This window comes from Nonomuraea maritima (genome assembly GCF_900100395.1).
GTDB lineage: Bacteria > Actinomycetota > Actinomycetes > Streptosporangiales > Streptosporangiaceae > Nonomuraea > Nonomuraea maritima.
Window position 1 is genome coordinate 62,752 of the sequence record NZ_FNFB01000030.1, and the last position, 18,126, is coordinate 80,877.

The window sequence follows — 18,126 nt, forward strand, 5'->3', positions numbered from 1 at the left end:
GCATGTCGCTGACCGTTCCGAACGATCTGCTCGACCAGGCCAAGACCGGTGACGTGGACGACGCGGCGTTCCTCGCCTGCGTCCGCGACTCCCTTCCCTACGCGTGGTCGCTGATCAGCGACCTGGTCAGGCAGCGCACGGAGACCGGGGCCGTGTTCGCCGACAACCACACGCCGCCGCCGTCGGAGGAGGCGCGCGGCGAGCTGCTGCGCTGCCTGGCGAGCGACGCGATGCGCGGCGCGCTGGAACGGCACTTCGGTGTGCGGCTGGCGTTCCAGAACTGCCACCGGGTCGCGGTCTTCGACCCGACGGCGACGAAGGAACTGGCCGACTTCATCACCCCGCGGGCCCAGATCCTCAACCAGAAGCCCGAACTGGTCGACTGCTGAGCCGCGGCCGGCGGGCCGGCCCACCGGCCCGCCGGTTCACCGCGTCAGCAGGGGCAGCACCTCCGCGCCGAAGCGGCGGATGTTCTCCAGGGTGCGCCGGTGCTCGCCCAGCCCCTCGACCATCAGGATGACGTGCTCGACCCCGGCGGTCTCCGCCGTGCGCAGCAGCGTCTCGGCGCAGTGCTCGGGCGAGCCCACCGGGTGGATGCGCGTCAGCAGGTCGACGTAGCCGGGCACGTCACGCGACGGGCGCGGCCGGCCGTCCACCGGCACGTAGCCCGCGAGCCCCGGCCCGAGCCACCTGGGCATCGACCGCCGCAGTTCCCGCCTCGCCGCGGCCGTCGAGTCGGCCACGTACCCGACGCCCGCCGCCACATGGTCTTTCGCGGTGCCGCCACGGGCGGCGTACCCCGCCACCATGGCGGCTTTCTCCTCGTCGCCGATGTGCATGCCGAGCAGCATCGGCAGCCCGCGCGCCGCGGCCAGCGCCACGGTGCCGTCGGAGGTGCAGGCGACCACCGGGCGCAGCCGGGCGGCCGGCACCGGCTCGACCTGCCGGAACAGGAAGAACTCCCCCTCGGCCCGTACGGGCCCGCCGGACAGCGCGCCGAGCAGCACGTCGAGCGACTCGGCGAAGCCGCGCTCGTACCGTTCGAGGCCGGTGCCGAAGACCTCCAGGTCGACCCACGGCCCGCCGCGGCCGACGCCCAGCGTGAACCGGCCGCCCGACAGGTGGTGCAGCATGGCCGCCTGCTCGGCCAGGGCCACCGGATGCTGGGTGGACAGCACGCTGACGGCCGTGCCGAGGCCGATCCGCGACGTGCGCCCGGCGGCGACCGCGGCCAGCGTGGTGGCCGACGGACAGACGCCGTACGACATGAAGTGGTGCTCGGCGATCCAGGCGTCGGCGAAGCCCGCCGCCTCGGCCGCAGTGATCAACTCGACGGCGTCCGCGAGCACCCGGCCTGGCTCCTGCCCGGGGAAGCGCGCCGCGACGACGAAGACACCGATCCGCACGCACCGCATCATCCCCCGGCGGGGGGCTAGCCGAACAGCGTCGCCTGGCCCTCGCCCACCAGCGGGTCGCGGTGGCGCTTGAGGTGCCGCCACTGCGGCAGGTCGTCGAGGTACGACCAGGAGAGCCGGTGGTGCGGCGTGGGGCCCATCCGGGCGAGCGCCTCCTGGTGCTGCGGCGAGGGGTAGCCGGCGTTGTCGGCGAAGCCGTAGTCGTCGCAGCCGATCGTCGCCATGTACGCGTCGCGGCGCACCTTGGCCAGCACCGACGCCGCCGCCACCGAGATGCTGGCCGCGTCGCCCTTCACCTCGAGCCGCACCGGCCAGGGCGCGCCGATGTAGTCGTGCTTGCCGTCGAGGATCACCGCGTCGGGACGCACCGGCAGCGCCTCCAGCGCGCGGCGGGCGGCCCGGCGCAGCGCCTCGGTCATGCCGAGCGCGTCGATCTCCTCGTGTGTGGCGTCCCCGAAGCCGACGCCCGCCGCCCAGCCGGCCAGCTCGGCGGCGAGCGGCCCACGCCGCGCCGCCGAGAGCTGCTTGGAGTCGGTCAGGCCGGCCGGCGGCTCGGACAGGTCGGTGACGACCGCGCACACCGTGACGGGCCCGGCCCACGCCCCGCGCCCGACCTCGTCGACGCCCGCGACCACGCGCGTGCTGGGCCGGCTGAGCAGGAGGTGCTCGATGTCGTACGTGGGCGCCATGGAGGCAGACGTTATCGCGTCCGTGCCGCGGTCACTCACCGAACGGGCGGCCCGCGGACCTGCCCCGCGAGCTCTCCGGGTCGGGGAACGCGGCCAGCGGGTCGTCGTCGGCGGGCCGGCTGTCGCGCCGGTCGGCGAGGCGGATCGGGGCGAGGTCGGCGGCGATGAGCCGGGCGGCCACGTGGATCGCGCGCAGCGTCACCGACACCGACGGCCGGTGCACGCTCGACACGCGGGCGACCGCGTGCACCTCCCTGCCGACCGGGTTGCCGGGGAACTGCCGCACCGCGAGCCCGCGTACCCCCGCGGCCAGGGCGAGCGCGGGCACGGCCGCGATGCCGATGCCCTTGGCGACGAGCGACAGGATGGTCCCGAGGCCCTCGAACTCCCACGGCGTCGGCCGGGTGCCGCCCACGTCCACGAGGAGCCGGTCCACCGCCAGGCGTGAGGGCTCGCCGTCGGGCGTCGCCATCCACGGCTCGTCGCGCAGCTCGCGCAGGTCGAGCGGGACATCGGGGTCGGCCAGCGGATGCCTTCGCGGCACCACGAGGACGAGCGGGTCGTACAGGAGGGGGAAGACGCGCAGGCTCTCGCTGTCGCGGGCGCGGCCGTACCAGTCGTCGACGAGAGCGATGTCCACCTCGCCCGACTGCACCTCGCGCATGCCGCGTCCTGAGCGGCTCTGCCCGAGCCGCAGGGTGAGCTCCTCGTGGCGGCGCAGGGTGCGGGCGAGCGCGGGGGCGAACGCCACGGCGGCGGTGGGGAACGCGGTGACGACGACCCGGCCCGCGGGCTTGCCCGCGTGCGCGGACAGGTCGGACTCGGCCTCCTCGACCATGGACAGGATGCGCTCGGCGTGCGTCACGAGGCGGCGCCCGGCGTCGGTGAGCTCGGCGCTGCGCGCGGTGCGGTCGATCAGCGCCGTTCCTGTCTCGCGTTCGAGCGCCGCGAGTTGCTGCGAGACGGCCGATGGACTGTATCCCAGAGCCTCGGCGGTCGCGGCGATACTGCCCTTTCTCGCGAACTCGCAGATCAGGACCAATCGTCGCAATTCCAGCATCGGACTTCCTTATGCCTACCCACGAAAAGCCTCGCTTGTGCTGATGCCTTCATCCAACCACGCTGGGAACGTGACAAACATGGCCGTTACCCTTTCCGCGACACTGGCCGCCAACGAAGACATCGAACGAAGACGGCGCGCCGGGGAACGCGTACTGCACCTGGCCTTCGGTGAGGCCGGCCTGCCCGTCCACCCGGCGCTCCGCGACAGACTGGCCGCCGCCTCAGAACGCAACGGCTACGGACCCGTCGCGGGCACCCCCGGGCTGCGCGCCGCGGCCGCGGGCTACTGGACCCGGCGAGGGCTCGCCACCGACCCCGACCTGGTCGTCAGCGGACCAGGCAGCAAACCGCTGCTGTACGGCCTGCTGCTGGCGATCGGCGGCGACATCGTCCTGCCGATGCCGAGCTGGGTGAGCTACGCGGCGCAGGCCGACCTGGTGGGTTCGCGGCCCATCATGGTGCCCCCGCCGCGAGGAGAGGGCGGCGTGCCCGACCCCGACCTCGTCACGGCCGCGGTGACCAGGGCCCGCGCCGCGGGCAGGACGGTCAGCTCCCTGCTGGTCACGCTGCCCGACAACCCCACGGGACGCCTGGCCACGCCCGAGACCGTCGGGCGGCTGGCGCAGGTCGCCAGGGACCTCGACCTCGTGATCATCTCGGACGAGATCTACCGCGACCTCGTCCACGACCCGGCCGCGCCGTACGTGTCGCCGGCCGACCTCGCACCTGAGCGCACGATCATCACCACCGGGCTGAGCAAGAGCCTCGCCCTCGGCGGCTGGCGGATCGGCGTCGCCCGGCTCCCCTCCGGGCGACACGACCTGCGCGCGCGCCTGCTGGCGGTGGCCAGCGAGATCTGGTCGGCCCCTGCGGCGCCCGTGCAGGAGGCGGCGGCGTACGCGTTCGGCGAGCCGCCCGAGCTGACCGAGCGGATCGCGCGCAGCCGCCGCCTGCACGGCCTGGTGGCGCGGGCCGTCCACGAGCGCTTCGTCGCGATCGGCGCCCGCGTGGACGCCCCTCAGGGCGGCTTCTACCTCTATCCCGATCTGAGTCACCTTGGGCTCGGCGGCTCGACCGAGCTGACCAAGGTCCTGCTGGAGGAGCACGGTATCGGCGTCCTGCCAGGACACGCGTTCGGCGACGACCCCGCGGCCGCTCGCGTACGCGTGGCGGTGAGCCTGCTCCACGGCGACACGACGGAACAGCGCATGACCGCTCTGGGCAGCGACGACCCGCTCCGGCTGCCGTGGATCGCGGCCAATCTCGACTTCCTCGCGACGGGCCTGGCACACCTCTCACCGCCACGTCGCGGCACGGTGCGCGCACACCGCCAGGGGCTCGCCCCCGCGCCATGTCACGGTTAGGCGAATGTTTTCCCAAGTGCAGGTTTACTACCCTTCAAAAGAGGCCTCTGACCTGCGAAAACGTCCGGACCACCGAACCCGGTAAAAGATCTCCCTAACTGCATGGTTACGCGCGCCCCCACTTCCCCCCATCATGTGCACATGCCCGCTCTTGTCACCCTGTCCGGGCGCTCCGTGCGCCTGGAACCTCTCAGCCTCGCGGCGGTCGATGACCTCGTCGCCGCGGCGAGTGAAGACCGCTGCACCTATGCCTTCACTCGGGTCCCGAACGGTCGGGACGAGGTGGTCTCCTACGTGGAGGCGGCCATGGCTGAGCAGGCGGAGGGCCGCTCGTTGCCCTTCGCCATCCGGTGGCTGAACACCGACCGCGTGGTCGGTGCCACCCGTCTCATGCACCTGGAGTACTGGCAGGGCCCCATGCCCTGGCCGCCGGGTACCCGTGGGGCGGTGGGCGACATCCCGTCCGTGGCGGACATCGGTTACACCTGGCTGGGCGCGAGCGCCCAGGGCACGGGGGTCAACCGGGAGAGCAAGTTCCTCATGCTCTCGCACGCCTTCGACACGTGGAACGTCCACCGCATCACTCTCAAGGCAGACGTACGCAACGTCAGATCCCGGGCCGCCATCGAGGCCCTCGGCGCACACTTCGACGGGGTGCGGCGAGCGGACAGCCGAGGCGCCGACAACACGGTCCGAGATACCGCGTTCTACTCGATCCTGAACTCCGAATGGCCGGCCGTCCGCGAACGGCTGGCCATGCGGCTCGGACTGGTCGAGGCAGCCTGACAGAACGTCCACGAAGGCCCCGCCCTGAAAATCAGGGCGGGGCCGGTATTTTTTCCCGCTGCCATGCTCTCTGCAGAGGACGCGCCCCCGCGATGTCGCCAGGGGGCGTGGTCGACGGCTGAACAGCAGGCGATCTTTATGACAAGTAGCGATAGATCTATCATTTCGTGATATATCGGTCCATTGGCTTGGAGACGGACGGCATGGCTGGTGAGAGCGGTGGGGGCGGGCTGAAGTTCGCCGTGCTCGGTCCGGTCCGCGCGTGGCGAGACGGCCGGGAACTCGACCTCGGCACCCCGCTGCAGCGTTCCATCATCGGCATGCTGCTGCTCAGGGAAGGCCACGCGATCACCCCCAACGAGATGATCGACGGGGTGTGGGGCGAGGACGCCCCTCCGCGGGCGCTCGGCGCGCTCCGCACGTACGTCTCCCGGCTCCGCACCGTGCTCGAACCCGACAGACCGGCCCGCTCGCGTCCCGAACTGCTCACGTCCATCGGCCGCGGGTACGCCCTGCGCCTGCCCGCCGACGCCCTCGACCTGGCCCGCTTCGAACGCGACGTCGCCGCGGCCGAGACCGCCCGCAAGGCCGGCCGTACGGACCAGGCGGCCCGCCTGCTACGCGCCGCACTCGCCCTGTTCGAGGGCGAGCCGCTCGCCGGGGCCGTCGGCCCGTACGCCGAGCACCAGCGCGACCGCCTGATCGAGCGGCGCATCAGCGTCGTCGAGACGCTCATGGACGTCGACCTGCAACGCGGCGACCATGCCCGGGTCGTCCCCGAGCTGATCGCGCTGACGGCCGACCACCCGCTGCGCGAGAAGCCGCGCGCCCAGCTCATGCTGGCCCACTACCGCTGCGGCCGGCAGGGCGACGCCCTCGCCGTGTTCACCGAGACGCGCGAGGCCCTCGTCGAGGAGCTCGGCGTCGAGCCTGGCCCCGAGCTGAGCGCCCTGCACCAGCGCATCCTGGCCGCCGACCCGACGCTGCTCGCCCCCGCCGAACTCTCCGACGAGCACGCCGACGAGCCCGCGGACGAGGAGCCGGCGCCCGCGCACGAGCTCCCCCGTCCCGCCCAGCTGCCCGCCGCCGCCGGCGACTTCACCGGCCGCAAGGAGGTCACCGGACGGCTGCGCATGCTGCTGTCGGCGCAGTCGCCGTCCGAGGGCCTGCCGGTCGTGGCGATCTCCGGCATCGGCGGCGTCGGCAAGACCGCGCTCGCCGTGCATGTGGCCCACCTGGTGGACGACGCCTTCCCCGACGGCCAGCTCTACGCCGACCTGCGCGGCTACACCGACGAGGCCACCAGCCCCGAGTCGGCGCTCGGCGGTTTCCTGCGCGCGCTCGGCATCCCCGCCGACGTGATCCCCGACGGCCTGGCGGAGCGTTCCGCGCTCTACCGCTCGATCCTCGCCGACCGGCGCATCCTCGTCCTGCTCGACAACGCCCGCGACGCCGAGCAGGTCGGCCCGCTGCTGCCCGGCTCCACCGGGTGCGCGGCCGTCGTGACCAGCCGCGTCAAGCTGGCCGACCTGCCCTCGGCCAAGCTCGTCGACCTCGACGTGATGGAGCCCGACGAGGCGCTGTCGCTGTTCTCCGCCGTCGCCGGGGCCGAACGCGTCTCGGCCGAGCACGGCGCGGCCATGGACGTGGTCGCCGCCTGCGGCTTCCTGCCGCTCGCCGTCCGCATCGTGGCCGCCCGGCTGGCGGCGCGGCCGTCGTGGACGGTCGCCTCGCTGGTGCCGAGGCTCGCCGACGAGCAGCGCCGCCTCGACGAGCTCCGGGTCGGCACGATGGCCGTCGAGGCCACGTTCGCCCTCGGGTACGGCCAGCTGGAGGCCGTCCAGGCCCGCGCGTTCCGGCTGCTGTCGCTGCCCAACGGGCCGGACATCGCCGTCGACGCGGCGGCGGCCGTGCTGTCGATGAGCATGCTCGACGCCGAGGAGGTGCTGGAGTCGCTGGTGGACGCGAGCCTGCTGGAGGCGCCCGCGCCCGGCCGCTACCGCTTCCACGACCTGCTCAAGCTGTTCGCCAGGCGTGTGCTCGACCGGACCGAGCGCCCCCAGGCCATGACGATGGCACTGCGCCGCCTGCTCGGGTTCTACCTGGCCTCCGCCCAGTCGGCGCACCGCCTGGCGTACGAGGGCAGCATGATCCCCGACAACCTGGTCGTGGTCGGCAGCGGCCGGACGTTCGCCTCCGCCGAGGAGGCCGTCGCCTGGCTGATCGCCGAGGGCGACGCGCTGTTCGCCGCGATCAACCAGGCCGCCGCCGCCGCGCGTACCGGAGATCAGCTCCTGCCCGCCGCCGACCTGCTGGTCGCGATGGAACCGCTGCTGGAGTCTGGCACCCACACGCGCGAGTTCGACCAGAGCACCCGCGCGGTGCTGGCCACCGCGCAGCGGATCGGCGACCGCGCCTCCCAGCTGCGCGCCCGCTACGTGCTGGGCCGCGTGCTGTTCGCCGGCAACCGGCTGCGGGACGCCGAGGAGCACTTCAGGGCGGTGTACGACCTGTCGCTGGCCCGCGGCGAGCAGATCGTCACCGGCGAGGTGCTGAACGCGCTCGCCGTCGTCGTCGGCCGACAGCGCCGCCACACCGAGGCGCTCGCCCTGTTCGACGCCGCCATGCGCTTCTACCGCGACCACGACGTGCCCGCCGGCGAGGCGCTGGTGCTCAGCTACTCCGCGCGCGAGCACCTGGGGCTCGGCCGTCCTGATGACGCGATCGCCGCGGCCGAGCGGGGCCTCGCGCTCTTCACCGAGATCGGCAGCGGCGCCGGCACCGCCCGCGCCCGCTACCACCTCGGCATCGTCCTGTCGCGGGTCGGCCGGCTCACCGAGGCCGTCCACCACCACGCCGAGTGCCTCGCCTTCTTCCGGGCCGGCAAGCAGCGAGTGTGGGAGCAGCGCGTGTGCTCCCGGCTGGCCGAGACGCTCATCGCCGCCGAGCGCTACCCCGACGCCGTACGCCACGCCGAGCAGGCGCTGCTGGTCTCGCGCGAGATCGGCCACCCGTACGGCGAGGCGCTCTCGCTCACGGTGCTGGGCCGGGCGCTGCGCGGCCTCGGCAACGCGGCGCGCAGCCTCGACTGTCTACGGCAGGCGTTCGACATCTTCTCCCGGCTCGGTGCTCCCGAGGCCGGCGACATCAAGGCCCTCCTCGACGCCGCCGCCGTCGCCGACCTCTCCCTCGCCGACCCCGTCGCTCATCCCGTCGCCGCTGATCCCGTCGTCGAGTCCTGAGTACAGCTCGTCGTCCAGACGTGTCATCCACACATGGTTGATCAAGGCTGTCCTTGGGGCGTGTTCCTCGCGTCGATGGTCAGCCCGGCCGGCCATCTTGGCCGCCACGCGTCGCCAGGGGCCGGTGATCCGGATGCCCCGCGTGGCGGCCGGCCGCCTCACACAGACGGCCGGCCGGACCCGACACGGCCCTCGAACCCCCAGGTCCGTGTCGTGCCCACACCCTGCACCCGCCGGGTTGACGTCCGATCAACGGCGGATCAAAGCAGGAAATATCCTTCCGCGATGAGCGGCCTGACCGCGTCCGCGTCGGGGATCTCGCCCCCGCCGACCAGCTCGGCGATCACGTTGAGCAGGGGGCCGAGCGCGAGCTCGCCGTCGCACACGCCCGCCAGCGCGGCCTCCACCGTGCCCACCTCGCGGCTACGGCGCAGGCCCTGGGTCTGGCGGAGCACGATGCGGATCGGGTCCTCGGCCCCGGGCAGCCCGATGCGCTCGTCGAGCAGCCCGTCGGCGGTGCGCAGCAGCGCCGACCCGAGGTCCTCCGCCCGGTGGGCGGTCGCGACGGCGTCGAGGACGGAGTCGACGTAGTCGCCGACGGGCAGCACGACCTGGTGGTCGAGGTGCTCGACGCGGACGACCGGGTCGAGCGTCTGCGCGTTGCGCAGGGTGATCCAGCCGAATCCGACGCCCTCGACCCGCTGCTCGTCGAACCAGGCGAGCCAGCGGTCGTAGTGCTCGGCGTAGGCGGGGGTGCCCTGCTCGGCGGCGTCGCGGAGCCACAGCTCGACGTACTCGGCCGGGTCCTGCACGTCGCGCTGGACCACCCAGCCGTCGCAGCCGGTCTCGCTCAGCCAGCCGCCCACCCGGTCGTGCCAGTCCTCACCCTTGACGTGCAGCCAGTTGGCCAGGAAGTGGGCCTGGCCGCCGGGGTTGAGGTGGCGGGGGGTGCGGCGGACGAGGTCGCGGCAGAAGTCGTCGCCCGCGCCGCCCGACTCGCGGTAGGTCAGCTTCTGCTCGCGCGGGGGCGCGACGACGAACGGCGGGTTGCTCACGACCAGGTCGAAGAGCTCGCCCTCGACGGGGTCGTACATCGATCCGGCACGGGCATCGACGCCCGAGATTCCGGACAACTCCCAGCTGAGCCGGGCCAGCTCCAGCGCTCGCGGGTTGAGGTCGGTGGCCACGATCTGCTCGGCCCGGCCGTCGAGGTGGAGCACCTGCACGCCGCAGCCGGTGCCGAGGTCGAGCGCGCGGCCCACCGGGCGGCGGGTGACGAGCTGGGCCAGGTTGGCCGAGGCGCCGCCCGCGCCGACGACGTGGTCGGGACGCAGCACGGGATCGCCGGGACGCACTTTCCTGTCGGAGACGACGTAGCCGCCGGTCTCCCACGGCTGCAGGTGCACGGTCGCGCTGACCTGGTCGCCGTCGGCCGTCACGAGCCCCGACTCCAGCACCTCCGGCGCGACCGCCTTGGCCGGGACGGGCACGCCGAGCCACCACAGCCTGACGAGCGTGGCCAGCGGGTCGCCGTCGTCGGTGGCGCGCAGCGCCGGCACGAGCTCCTCGCGGGCCAGCGCGGAGGCGGCGACGACGCCGAGCCGGTCGCGTACGCCGTCGATCGTGTAGCCGGAGCGGAGAAGATGATCGCGCAGTCGTTCCACGAGTCCATCTTTTCACCGCGGATGCGCACGCATGGTCGGATACCGAGAGTGTTCAGACTGTTACCGAAACGCCAAGTGTTCTGCAAGCGCGGGACAAGCGAGGCGCGATATCTGTAGAGAAGCCACCACGTCGCGCGAGGAGCGAGCCATGCTGATCCCCTGCCTGGCCTGCGAGTCCAGATTCGGGCCCGAGGAGTACTTCGGCGCCTGCTCCGACTACAACCGCGGCCTCGACCTGGTGTCCTGGACGTGCCCCCGCTGCGGCAACCGCGACGACGTACGCGTGCTGCCCGGCGAGCTGGGCTTCGGCTACCCCCACCGGGGCCGGTTCGACGTGCACGACCGGCTGCGCGTGCCGGGCCTGCGCCGGCACCGGGGCGACCTGCGGCTCGACATCTCGCTCGACCACGCGAGCTGGCGCGTTCCGACCCGCGTCAGGCAGCCCGCCTGAGGGGGCGGCTCAGTCGGCGGGCTGGCGCAGGCTCTGCCAGGCCGCCTCGCCCAGCCCCCTGATCTCCTCGTCGGTCGGCGTGTGCGCGCCCGCGAACCACAGGCGGCACATCTCCTGCGCCGGGCCGAGCCACAGCACGTAACACATGGTCGGGTGGACGGGCTGGAGCAGGCCGTTCTTCATGTGCGGCCGCCACCAGTCGGAGACCTCCTTGAAGAACCCGCGCCGCGCCTCGGCCACCTCCGCGCCGCCTGGCTCGTGCTTGCGCGGGGGCCGCTCGCTGACCAGCAGCCTCGCCCGTTCGGGGTGTTCGCCGGCCCAGCGCATGTGGAAGGCCACCACGGCCTCGATGCCGGAGCGGGCGTCCTCGTGACTCACCAGCTCGGCCAGGAACGCCTCCTGGTACGCGGTGAGAATCTCGGCGTACAGAACCCCGAAGACGTGCTCTTTGCTGGCGAAGTGGTGGTAGAAACTGCCGACGCTGACGCCGCTCTCCTCGCGGAGGCTGGCCAGTGTGGTGGCGGAGACGCCGTCCTGGCTGAACCGGCGGAGGGCGCCCTCGATGATGCGGGTGCGGCCGTCGCGTCCGTTCTTGACACTCTTCACACCGACAATGGTGTGCCACCAGAACGTTGTTCCGCAAATGGAGGGGCCGAGTCGATCATAGCGGTTACTTCCACCGAACCGGAACTGACCGTCATTCTGGCCTCCGGCCAGCGCCTGCGGATGAGCCGGAGCACGCGCCGGTTCTCGCCCATCACGTCCATGCCGACGGTCCTCGCCCCCCGTAAGGACGCCCGCAGCAGCAGGGTGTCGATCAGCCGCGACCCGAGGCCGCGCCCCTGCCAGGCGTCGGTCACCACGACCGCGATCTCCACGTCGCACCAGCCGCCCCGGTAGCTCATCGCGTGGCCGACGATCTCGCCTGTGTCGTCGGTGGCGACGAGCGCGTCGCGCCGCTCGTCCACGGCCAGCAGGGCCCGCACGAGGCCCGGTACGGGCGCGGCGACCCCCGTGAAGAAGCGGAGTGTCTGGGTGTGCAGCGACAGCCCGGCGAGGAAGCGCCTGATGCCTTCCTCGTCGTCCGGGCGGACCGGGCGGATCTGGGTTCGTTGCATGGACTCAGCCTGACGGCGACGCCTGAGTCTGTCAATCGAACTCAGGTATACTGCTCGGATGAGCCTTCCCTTCCGGGTGACCAACTGCTCGATCGAGCGCACCCTGGGCATCGTCGGGGAGAAGTGGACCTTCCTCGTGCTGCGCGAGGCGTTCAACGGCGTACGCAGGTTCGCCGACATGCAGGCCCATACCGGCGCGCCGCGCCAGGTGCTGAGCGCGCGGCTGACCCGCCTCGTCGACGAGGGCCTGCTGCGCAAGGAGCCCTACCGCGAGCCCGGCCAGCGCCAGCGCGACGAGTACCGGCTCACCGAGAAAGGCCGCGACCTCTATCCCCTGCTGGTCTCGCTCATGCACTGGGGCGACCGCTACCTCGCCGACGACGGGCCGCCCGTGCAGCTCACCCACCGCGACTGCGGCGCCCCCGTCGAGCTGCGTTTCCGCTGCGCCGACGGGCACGAGGTGGCCGGCCCGCGCGAGGTGACGGCCCTGCCGGGGGCCGGGGCCCAGCTCGAAAGCGCCTGAGCAGGGCGGCCACGTTCGGGGGCACCCCACGTGGTGCCTACCCTGGATGGCGTGTACCGGTTCCTGCTGACGCCCCGATGGATCGCGCTCCACATCGTGGTGCTGCTGGTCATCCCCGCCTTCGTGCTGCTCGGGCGCTGGCAGTTCGGACGCTTCGAGGAGCGGTCCGCCAACAGTGAGCGGGTGACCGCCAACATCGAGGCCGCCCCCGTGCCACTCGATCGCCTCGCCGCCCCCGACCGGCCGGTCCGCCAGGACGACCGGTTCAGGCAGGTCACGGTCACCGGCACGTACGACCCGGCCCACGCCCTCGTCGTACGCCGCCGCCCCCAGGAGGGGCGCAACGGCTTCTACGTCCTCACCCCGCTCGTCACCGGCCAGGGCACGGGCGTGATCGTCAACCGCGGGTGGGTGCCGGCCGGCCCCACGGCCGACGCCCCGCCCGAGGTGCCCCCGCCGCCCACCGGCCAGGTGACGGTGACCGGACGGCTGCGACCCGGCGAGACCGAGGAATCGAGCGGCATCACCAACCGCTCCGGCCTGCCGCCGGGTCAGGTGCTGCTCATCGACGCCGACGCGATCGGCAAGGGGCTCCCGTACCGGCTGGTGGGCGGCTACGTCGAGCTGACCGCCCAGCAGCCGGAGAGCGCCGCGGCACCCGCGCCCGTGCCCGCGCCTGACGTCGGCGCGGGCGGCGGGCTCAACCTCGCCTACGGCATCCAGTGGTGGCTGTTCATCGGCATCGCGATCGGCGGGTGGATCCTGATGATCCGGCGCGAGGTGGCCGAGCGCCGGGCCGCGGACGACGCGTCGGCCACGCCCAAGGAACCCGAGGGCGCGGCCAATTAGGGTATGGGGCATGATCCGCCACATCGAGTTCGCCAACCTGTGCAACTTCCGCGACGTCGGCGGATATGCCGCCAAGGACGGGCAGACCGTGCGGTGGCAGCGGCTCTACCGGGCCGATTCCCTGGGGCTGCTCGCCGGTGACGACCTGACGTCCTTCCAGGCGCTGCGCGTACGCAACGTCATCGACCTGCGGCACCCGTTCGAGGTCGACAGGAACGGACGCGTCCCCGAGGCCGAGGGCCGGCTCTACCAGAACCTGCCGATCGAGGGACGCCCCTGGGACGTCGCCTCCTACGACGCCAGGACCGACCTCGCCCGCTGGCTCGCCGACCGCTACCTGGAGGTCAGCGAGGACGGCGTCGCCAACCTCAGGACGGCACTCGAGACCGTCGCGCGGGCCGACAACGCGCCCGTGGTCGTCCACTGCGCCGCCGGGAAAGACCGCACGGGCGTCCTCACCGCGCTGGTGCTGGCGCTGGCGGGCGTGAGCGAGGACGACATCGTGGCCGACTACGCGCTCACGGGCCTCGCCACCGAGCGCTTCGTCGCCGGCTGGCGCCGCCGGCACGGCGACGTCGACCTGTGGCCCGGCTTCGGCCTCGCGCCGCCCGAGGCCATGCGGTTCTTCCTCGCCGACCTCGCCACCAGGCACGGCTCGGTGGAGAAGTACGTCACCGAGACGCTCGCGCTCTCCTCCGACGCCGTCGGGGAACTGCGCGCACATCTGCTGACTGAACCGACCGAGCAGGGGTAGAGGCGAGCCGGGCCCGCACTGCGCGATGCGGGTTCGCAAACCCCCCGGGATCGTCACACATCCCCTCCCGACGGTCCCGGGCCGGGGTGCTCGGATACCCAACGGATACGCCGCAGCTTGTTCGACGTTATCCCGTCGTCGTACGGTTACGTGCGTGACTACGCCGCTGCTCCCCGACCCTGACCCCAGGCGGCGCGACTATGTGATCATTTCTGCCGACGATCACCTGATCGAGCCGCCCGATCTCTTCGAGGGCCGCCTGCCGGAGAAATACGCCGACGTCGCGCCCAAGGTCGTCGATACGGAGGCGGGTCACCAGATCTGGCGCTACGGCGGCGCCACCTACCCGTGCGCCGGCATCGACGTGGGCGCCGGCCTGCCGCGCGAGCAGCAGACGCTCGACCCGGTCAGGTTCGACCAGATGCGCCCCGGCTGCCACGACATCGAGGCCCGCGTCAGCGACATGGACACCGCCGGCATCTGGGCCGCGCTGTGCTTCCCCGGCATGCTGGCGGGCCAGGCCGGCATGCCGTTCGCCAGGACGCGCGACCAGGAGCTCGGCCTCGCCCTGGTCAGGGCGTGGAACGACTGGCACATCGACGTCTGGGCCGGCACCTATCCCGAGCGCATCATCGGCCTGCAGCTGCCGTGGCTGCCCGACCCCGACGTCGCCGCGAAAGAGATCAGGGCCAACGCCGCCAGGGGCTTCAAGGCGGTCGTCTTCCCCGAGTTCCCCACCCGGTTGCGACTGCCGTCGATCCACTCCGGCCACTGGGACCCGTTCTTCGCCGCCTGCGAAGAGACCGGCACCGTCGTCTGCCTGCACACCGGCGACTCCTCGTGGTCGCCCGTGCCGTCGCCCGACACGCCCATCGAGGCGATCACCACGCTGATCCCGGCCGGCGCCATGTTCGCCTGCGCCGACTGGCTGTGGTCGGGCCTGCCGCTGCGCTTCCCCGCGCTGCGCATCCTCATCGTCGAGGGCGGCGTGGGCTGGCTGCCCATGCTGGCCGAACGCGCCGACTACGCCCTCGACCACCCCGTCGCGGGCGAGGCGCAGTGGGAGGGCGGCCTCAAGCCCAGCGAGGTGCTGCGCCGCAACTTCTTCTTCGGCACCCGCGACGACCAGGCCCTGTCAGGCGTACGGCTCGCGGTCGGGCTCGACCACGTGCTCCAGGAGAGCGGCTATCCCCACTCCGACTCGACCTGGCCCGACACGCAGCAGGCGGTGGCGCGCAACCTCGGCCCGCTGCCGCCCGCCGACATCGCCAGGGTCGCCTACGGCAACGCCGCCCGGCTCTTCGGCCACCCACTGCCCTCGCGCGCCTGGCTGCGGATGGAGGAGATCCAGCCCTCCTGACCGGCTTGGCCCGGCGGGGAGTCAGCTCTCCTGACCGGCCAGGCCGCCCTGGATGACGCGCCGCTCGTGCTCGACGTACCTGCCGCTCTCGCCGAGCAGCGAGGCCATCAGCCACAGGAACACCCCGAAGTCGTCGGCCACGCCGATGATCGCGAGGAAGTCGGGCACGACGTCGATCGGTGACACGAGGTAGACCACGCCGAGCGCGAACATGGCCAGCTTGCCCTTGCCGAGCCCGGCGTACTGCCCGCGCATGACCGAACCGATCATGCGTGGGACGGCCCGGACCCTCGTCATCAGTTTCGGCGAGCCCGGCCTGGTCACCTCTCGGTACGTACGCCACGCCGCAGCCGCCCGTGCTGCCTTCGCCATCATGGCAACCCCCTACCCTGGCATTTCACGATATAACGCGTCGGCCAGGCCAGGAGTTCCTACCTGGCGGCGGGGTGCTCGAACGGCGTCGCCTCCTCGATCTGCGCGGCCACGCGTACCAGCAGGTCCTCACGCCCGTACGCGGCCACCAGCTGCACCCCGACCGGCATCCCTGCCGCGTCCCTGTGCAGCGGCAGCGACACGGCGGGCTGCCCGGTCGCGTTGAACGGCGAGGTGTAGGCCACCGCGTGCCCCGTACGGCCGAGGGCCAGGCTGAGGTCGTCGGGCGGGATCCAGCCGAGCGGGAACGGCGCCACCCCGAGCGAGGGCACCAGCAGCAGGTCGTGTCCGGCGCCCCACCAGGCGGCCATGCGCCGGCGGAAGCCGTCGATCCACTGCGTGGCGAGGATGTGGTCGGCCGCACTGTGCCCGCTCGCGGCGGCCACCATCGCGGCGTTGCGCGGCTCCAGCTCGTCCGGGCCGACCTGCTTGCCGCGCGCCCGGCCGAGTGCGGCGACCTGCGCGGCGACGTTGTTCGCCACGATGGCGCCGAAGTGGGCGGAGAACTCCGGGTCGCCGAGCGCCTCGGGGCCGCCCGGCGCGACGTCGTGGCCGAGCGACTCCAGCAGCGCGGCGGCCCGTGTGACGGCCTGCGTCAGCTCCGGCGCCTCCGGCACGTCGCCGCGCGGGTGCGTGGTGAGGAACCGGATCCGCAGCCGTCCGGGGTCGCGTCCCACCTCGCCGGCGAGCGGTCCTGGCAACTCGGGCGCGCCGTACGGGTCGCCCGGGTAGGTGCCGGAGACGGCGTCGAGCGCCGCGGCGGTGTCGCGCACGGTACGGGTGACGAATCCCGGGCACGAGAACCCGCTCCAGCCCTCGCCCGTCGCCGGGCCGAGGCTCACCCTGGCCCGCGTGGGCTTGAGCCCCACCAGCCCGCACAGCGACGCCGGGATGCGGATCGACCCGCCGCCGTCGCTGGCCGTGGCGAGCGCGACCATCCCGGCCGCGACCGCCGCCGCCGAGCCGCCGCTGGAGCCGCCCGCCGAGTACGCCGGGTCGTACGGGTTGCGGGTCGCCCCGAAGGCGACCGGCTCCGTCGTGATGGTGCTGCCGAACTCAGGGGTGTTCGTCCGGCCGAGGACGACGAACCCGGCCTCGCGCAGCCGGGCCACGCCGTACCCCTCGGGCGCGGCCGTCAGGCCGTCGTGCACCCGCGAGCCCGCGTGGTACGGCTCGCCCGTCTGCCGCCACCCGAGGTCCTTCAGCAGGGTCGGCACCCCGCGGAACGGCGCGTCCTCCGGGATCGCGTCGAGCTCGGCCAGCGCCCGTTCGAACCGGCGGTGCACGAGCGCGTTCAGCTCGCCGTCGAGGGCCTCGATGCGCGCGATGGCGGCCTCGGCCAGCTCGCGCGCCGACACCAGGCCGTCCCTGACCGCCTGCGCCTGCCCGACCGCGTCAAGTCTCAGTACCTCGTCCATGCCTGCCTCTATCTCGTGGGAGCCAGTTCGCGTACCGCCTGGTCGATGGGGATCTCGCCGCCGGGGATCGGGGCGAGGACAGGGGTGTCGAGCCCGTTGTCGACGTACTCCTGGATGCGCGCCCGGCAGGTGGCGGCGTCGCCGTGCACGATGAGGGCGTCCACCACCTCGTCGGGCAGGGCCTTGAGCGCGGCCTGCCGGTCGCCGGCCGCCCAGGCCTCGTGCATGGGACGCAGCACGTCGCCGCGCCCCAGCCAGTCGTGGAACGCGGCGTACACCGGGACGGTCAGGTAGCCGGCCAGCATCCGCCTGCCCATCTCGCGCACCTGGTCGACGTTCTCGCTCACGCAGACGAACAGCCGGGCGATCAGCTCGGTGCCGGGGCCGATCTCGGCGCGGACCTTGCGGACGTCCTGTGGGGACAGCCAGTTCGTGATCGCGCCGTCGGCCTCCTCTGCGGCCAGGCGCAGCATGCGGGGACGCAGTGCGGCCAGCACGATCTTCGGCGGCGTCTTCGGCGCGCGTTCCAGCCGGAACCCCTGCACCTGGAACGTCTCGTACGTCTCCGAGACCTTCTCCCCCGCGAGCGCCCTGCGCAGGAACCGCAGCGTGTCGCGGGTGCGCGCGTACGGCTTGTCGAAGGTGCCGGCGTTCCACCGTTCGACGATGGCCGGCGAGGACGCGCCGATGCCGAGCGTGAACCGTCCCGGCGCGAGGTCGGCCAGCGTCGCCGCGGACATCGCGAGCAGCCCCGGGCCGCGCGTCGAGACGGGCACGATGGCGCTGCCGAGCCGCAGCCCCGGCGCCCACTGGGCGGCGAGGGCCAGCGGCGTGAACCCGTCGACGCCGTTGACCTCCGCAGACCAGGCGTCGGTGTAGCCGAGTTCAGGCAGCTCCTCGATCAGCTCCCGCGACCGCGCGAGCGAGCGGTCGTAGAAGGGGATGGTCATGCCCCAGTTCTGCGTCATGCGGCGGCCTCCACGGTCCTCGAGGGGAACG

At 72.8% G+C, this 18,126-nt stretch carries 18 protein-coding genes; 9 read left to right on the forward strand and 9 right to left on the reverse strand.

Going from position 1 to position 18,126, the window contains the following annotated elements:
* The first annotated feature begins 2 nt into the window (after positions 1–2).
* Positions 3–389 (forward strand): SCO5389 family protein, encoded by a 387-nt coding sequence (locus BLR04_RS32540; RefSeq protein WP_090772535.1) that lies wholly within the window; start codon positions 3–5, stop codon positions 387–389.
* A 36-nt stretch (positions 390–425) separates the two neighbouring features.
* Here the strand turns inward: BLR04_RS32540 and BLR04_RS32545 are convergent, their stop codons facing one another.
* From BLR04_RS32545 to BLR04_RS32555, 3 genes are read right to left on the reverse strand one after another with little or no spacing between them, the layout of a single operon-like run.
* Entirely contained in the window at positions 426–1,406 is a 981-nt protein-coding gene (locus BLR04_RS32545; RefSeq protein WP_090772537.1) for an LLM class flavin-dependent oxidoreductase, read from the reverse strand.
* Positions 1,407–1,432: 26 nt separating this feature from the next.
* Complete coding sequence (locus tag BLR04_RS32550) at positions 1,433–2,104, reverse strand: ribonuclease HII (RefSeq protein WP_090772539.1); 672 nt, start codon at positions 2,102–2,104, stop codon at positions 1,433–1,435.
* Between the two features lie 31 nt (positions 2,105–2,135).
* Positions 2,136–3,164 carry a LysR family transcriptional regulator gene (locus BLR04_RS32555; protein WP_245740793.1) on the reverse strand — a complete coding sequence of 343 codons (1,029 nt, stop codon included), beginning with the start codon at positions 3,162–3,164 and terminating at the stop codon, positions 2,136–2,138.
* Positions 3,165–3,243: 79 nt separating this feature from the next.
* Between BLR04_RS32555 and BLR04_RS32560 the strand changes: the two genes are divergently transcribed.
* From BLR04_RS32560 to BLR04_RS32570, 3 genes are all read left to right on the forward strand, one after another.
* Entirely contained in the window at positions 3,244–4,530 is a 1,287-nt protein-coding gene (locus BLR04_RS32560) for a pyridoxal phosphate-dependent aminotransferase (RefSeq protein ID WP_090772541.1), read from the forward strand.
* A gap of 141 nt (positions 4,531–4,671) precedes the next feature.
* A complete protein-coding gene (locus BLR04_RS32565; RefSeq protein ID WP_090772543.1) occupies positions 4,672–5,316 on the forward strand; it encodes a GNAT family N-acetyltransferase in 645 nt (214 codons plus the stop codon).
* Between the two features lie 203 nt (positions 5,317–5,519).
* Positions 5,520–8,558 (forward strand): AfsR/SARP family transcriptional regulator, encoded by a 3,039-nt coding sequence (locus BLR04_RS32570; protein ID WP_090772598.1) that lies wholly within the window; start codon positions 5,520–5,522, stop codon positions 8,556–8,558.
* A gap of 260 nt (positions 8,559–8,818) precedes the next feature.
* On the opposite strand, the gene BLR04_RS32575 is transcribed toward BLR04_RS32570, so the two are convergent.
* Entirely contained in the window at positions 8,819–10,222 is a 1,404-nt protein-coding gene (locus BLR04_RS32575; RefSeq protein ID WP_090772545.1) for a DUF7059 domain-containing protein, read from the reverse strand.
* A gap of 148 nt (positions 10,223–10,370) precedes the next feature.
* Between BLR04_RS32575 and BLR04_RS32580 the strand changes: the two genes are divergently transcribed.
* The gene (locus tag BLR04_RS32580) at positions 10,371–10,673 is read left to right on the forward strand and encodes a hypothetical protein (protein ID WP_090772547.1); all 303 of its coding nucleotides are present in this window, start codon (positions 10,371–10,373) and stop codon (positions 10,671–10,673) included.
* 9 nt (positions 10,674–10,682) lie between these two features.
* On the opposite strand, the gene BLR04_RS32585 is transcribed toward BLR04_RS32580, so the two are convergent.
* Together BLR04_RS32585 and BLR04_RS32590 are read right to left on the reverse strand one after the other, a co-directional pair.
* Positions 10,683–11,279, reverse strand: coding sequence for a TetR/AcrR family transcriptional regulator (locus BLR04_RS32585; protein WP_090772549.1), 597 nt, complete (start codon positions 11,277–11,279; stop codon positions 10,683–10,685).
* Positions 11,276–11,791, reverse strand: coding sequence for a GNAT family N-acetyltransferase (locus BLR04_RS32590; RefSeq protein WP_090772552.1), 516 nt, complete (start codon positions 11,789–11,791; stop codon positions 11,276–11,278). The genes BLR04_RS32585 and BLR04_RS32590 overlap by 4 nt, the downstream gene beginning before the upstream one ends.
* 58 nt (positions 11,792–11,849) lie before the next feature.
* On the opposite strand from BLR04_RS32590, the gene BLR04_RS32595 reads away from it, so the two are divergent.
* The 4 genes from BLR04_RS32595 (at position 11,850) to BLR04_RS32610 (ending at position 15,277) form a co-directional block, all read left to right on the forward strand.
* Entirely contained in the window at positions 11,850–12,314 is a 465-nt protein-coding gene (locus tag BLR04_RS32595; RefSeq protein WP_090772553.1) for a winged helix-turn-helix transcriptional regulator, read from the forward strand.
* Positions 12,315–12,365: 51 nt separating this feature from the next.
* Complete coding sequence (locus tag BLR04_RS32600; RefSeq protein WP_090772555.1) at positions 12,366–13,163, forward strand: SURF1 family cytochrome oxidase biogenesis protein; 798 nt, start codon at positions 12,366–12,368, stop codon at positions 13,161–13,163.
* 10 nt (positions 13,164–13,173) lie between these two features.
* On the forward strand, positions 13,174–13,917 hold the full coding sequence (locus BLR04_RS32605; protein WP_090772557.1) for a tyrosine-protein phosphatase: 744 nt from the start codon (positions 13,174–13,176) through the stop codon (positions 13,915–13,917).
* 154 nt (positions 13,918–14,071) lie between these two features.
* Positions 14,072–15,277 (forward strand): amidohydrolase family protein, encoded by a 1,206-nt coding sequence (locus tag BLR04_RS32610; RefSeq protein ID WP_090772559.1) that lies wholly within the window; start codon positions 14,072–14,074, stop codon positions 15,275–15,277.
* Positions 15,278–15,298: 21 nt separating this feature from the next.
* Here BLR04_RS32610 and BLR04_RS32615 read toward each other — a convergent pair whose 3' ends face one another.
* The 3 genes from BLR04_RS32615 to BLR04_RS32625 all read right to left on the reverse strand — a co-directional run bounded on the left by BLR04_RS32615 (position 15,299) and on the right by BLR04_RS32625 (position 18,095).
* The gene (locus BLR04_RS32615) at positions 15,299–15,547 is read right to left on the reverse strand and encodes a YkvA family protein (RefSeq protein ID WP_245740794.1); all 249 of its coding nucleotides are present in this window, start codon (positions 15,545–15,547) and stop codon (positions 15,299–15,301) included.
* A gap of 161 nt (positions 15,548–15,708) precedes the next feature.
* On the reverse strand, positions 15,709–17,127 hold the full coding sequence (locus BLR04_RS32620) for an amidase (RefSeq protein WP_090772561.1): 1,419 nt from the start codon (positions 17,125–17,127) through the stop codon (positions 15,709–15,711).
* A gap of 8 nt (positions 17,128–17,135) precedes the next feature.
* Positions 17,136–18,095, reverse strand: coding sequence for an LLM class F420-dependent oxidoreductase (locus tag BLR04_RS32625; protein WP_090772563.1), 960 nt, complete (start codon positions 18,093–18,095; stop codon positions 17,136–17,138).
* Between the last annotated feature and the right edge of the window lie 31 nt (positions 18,096–18,126).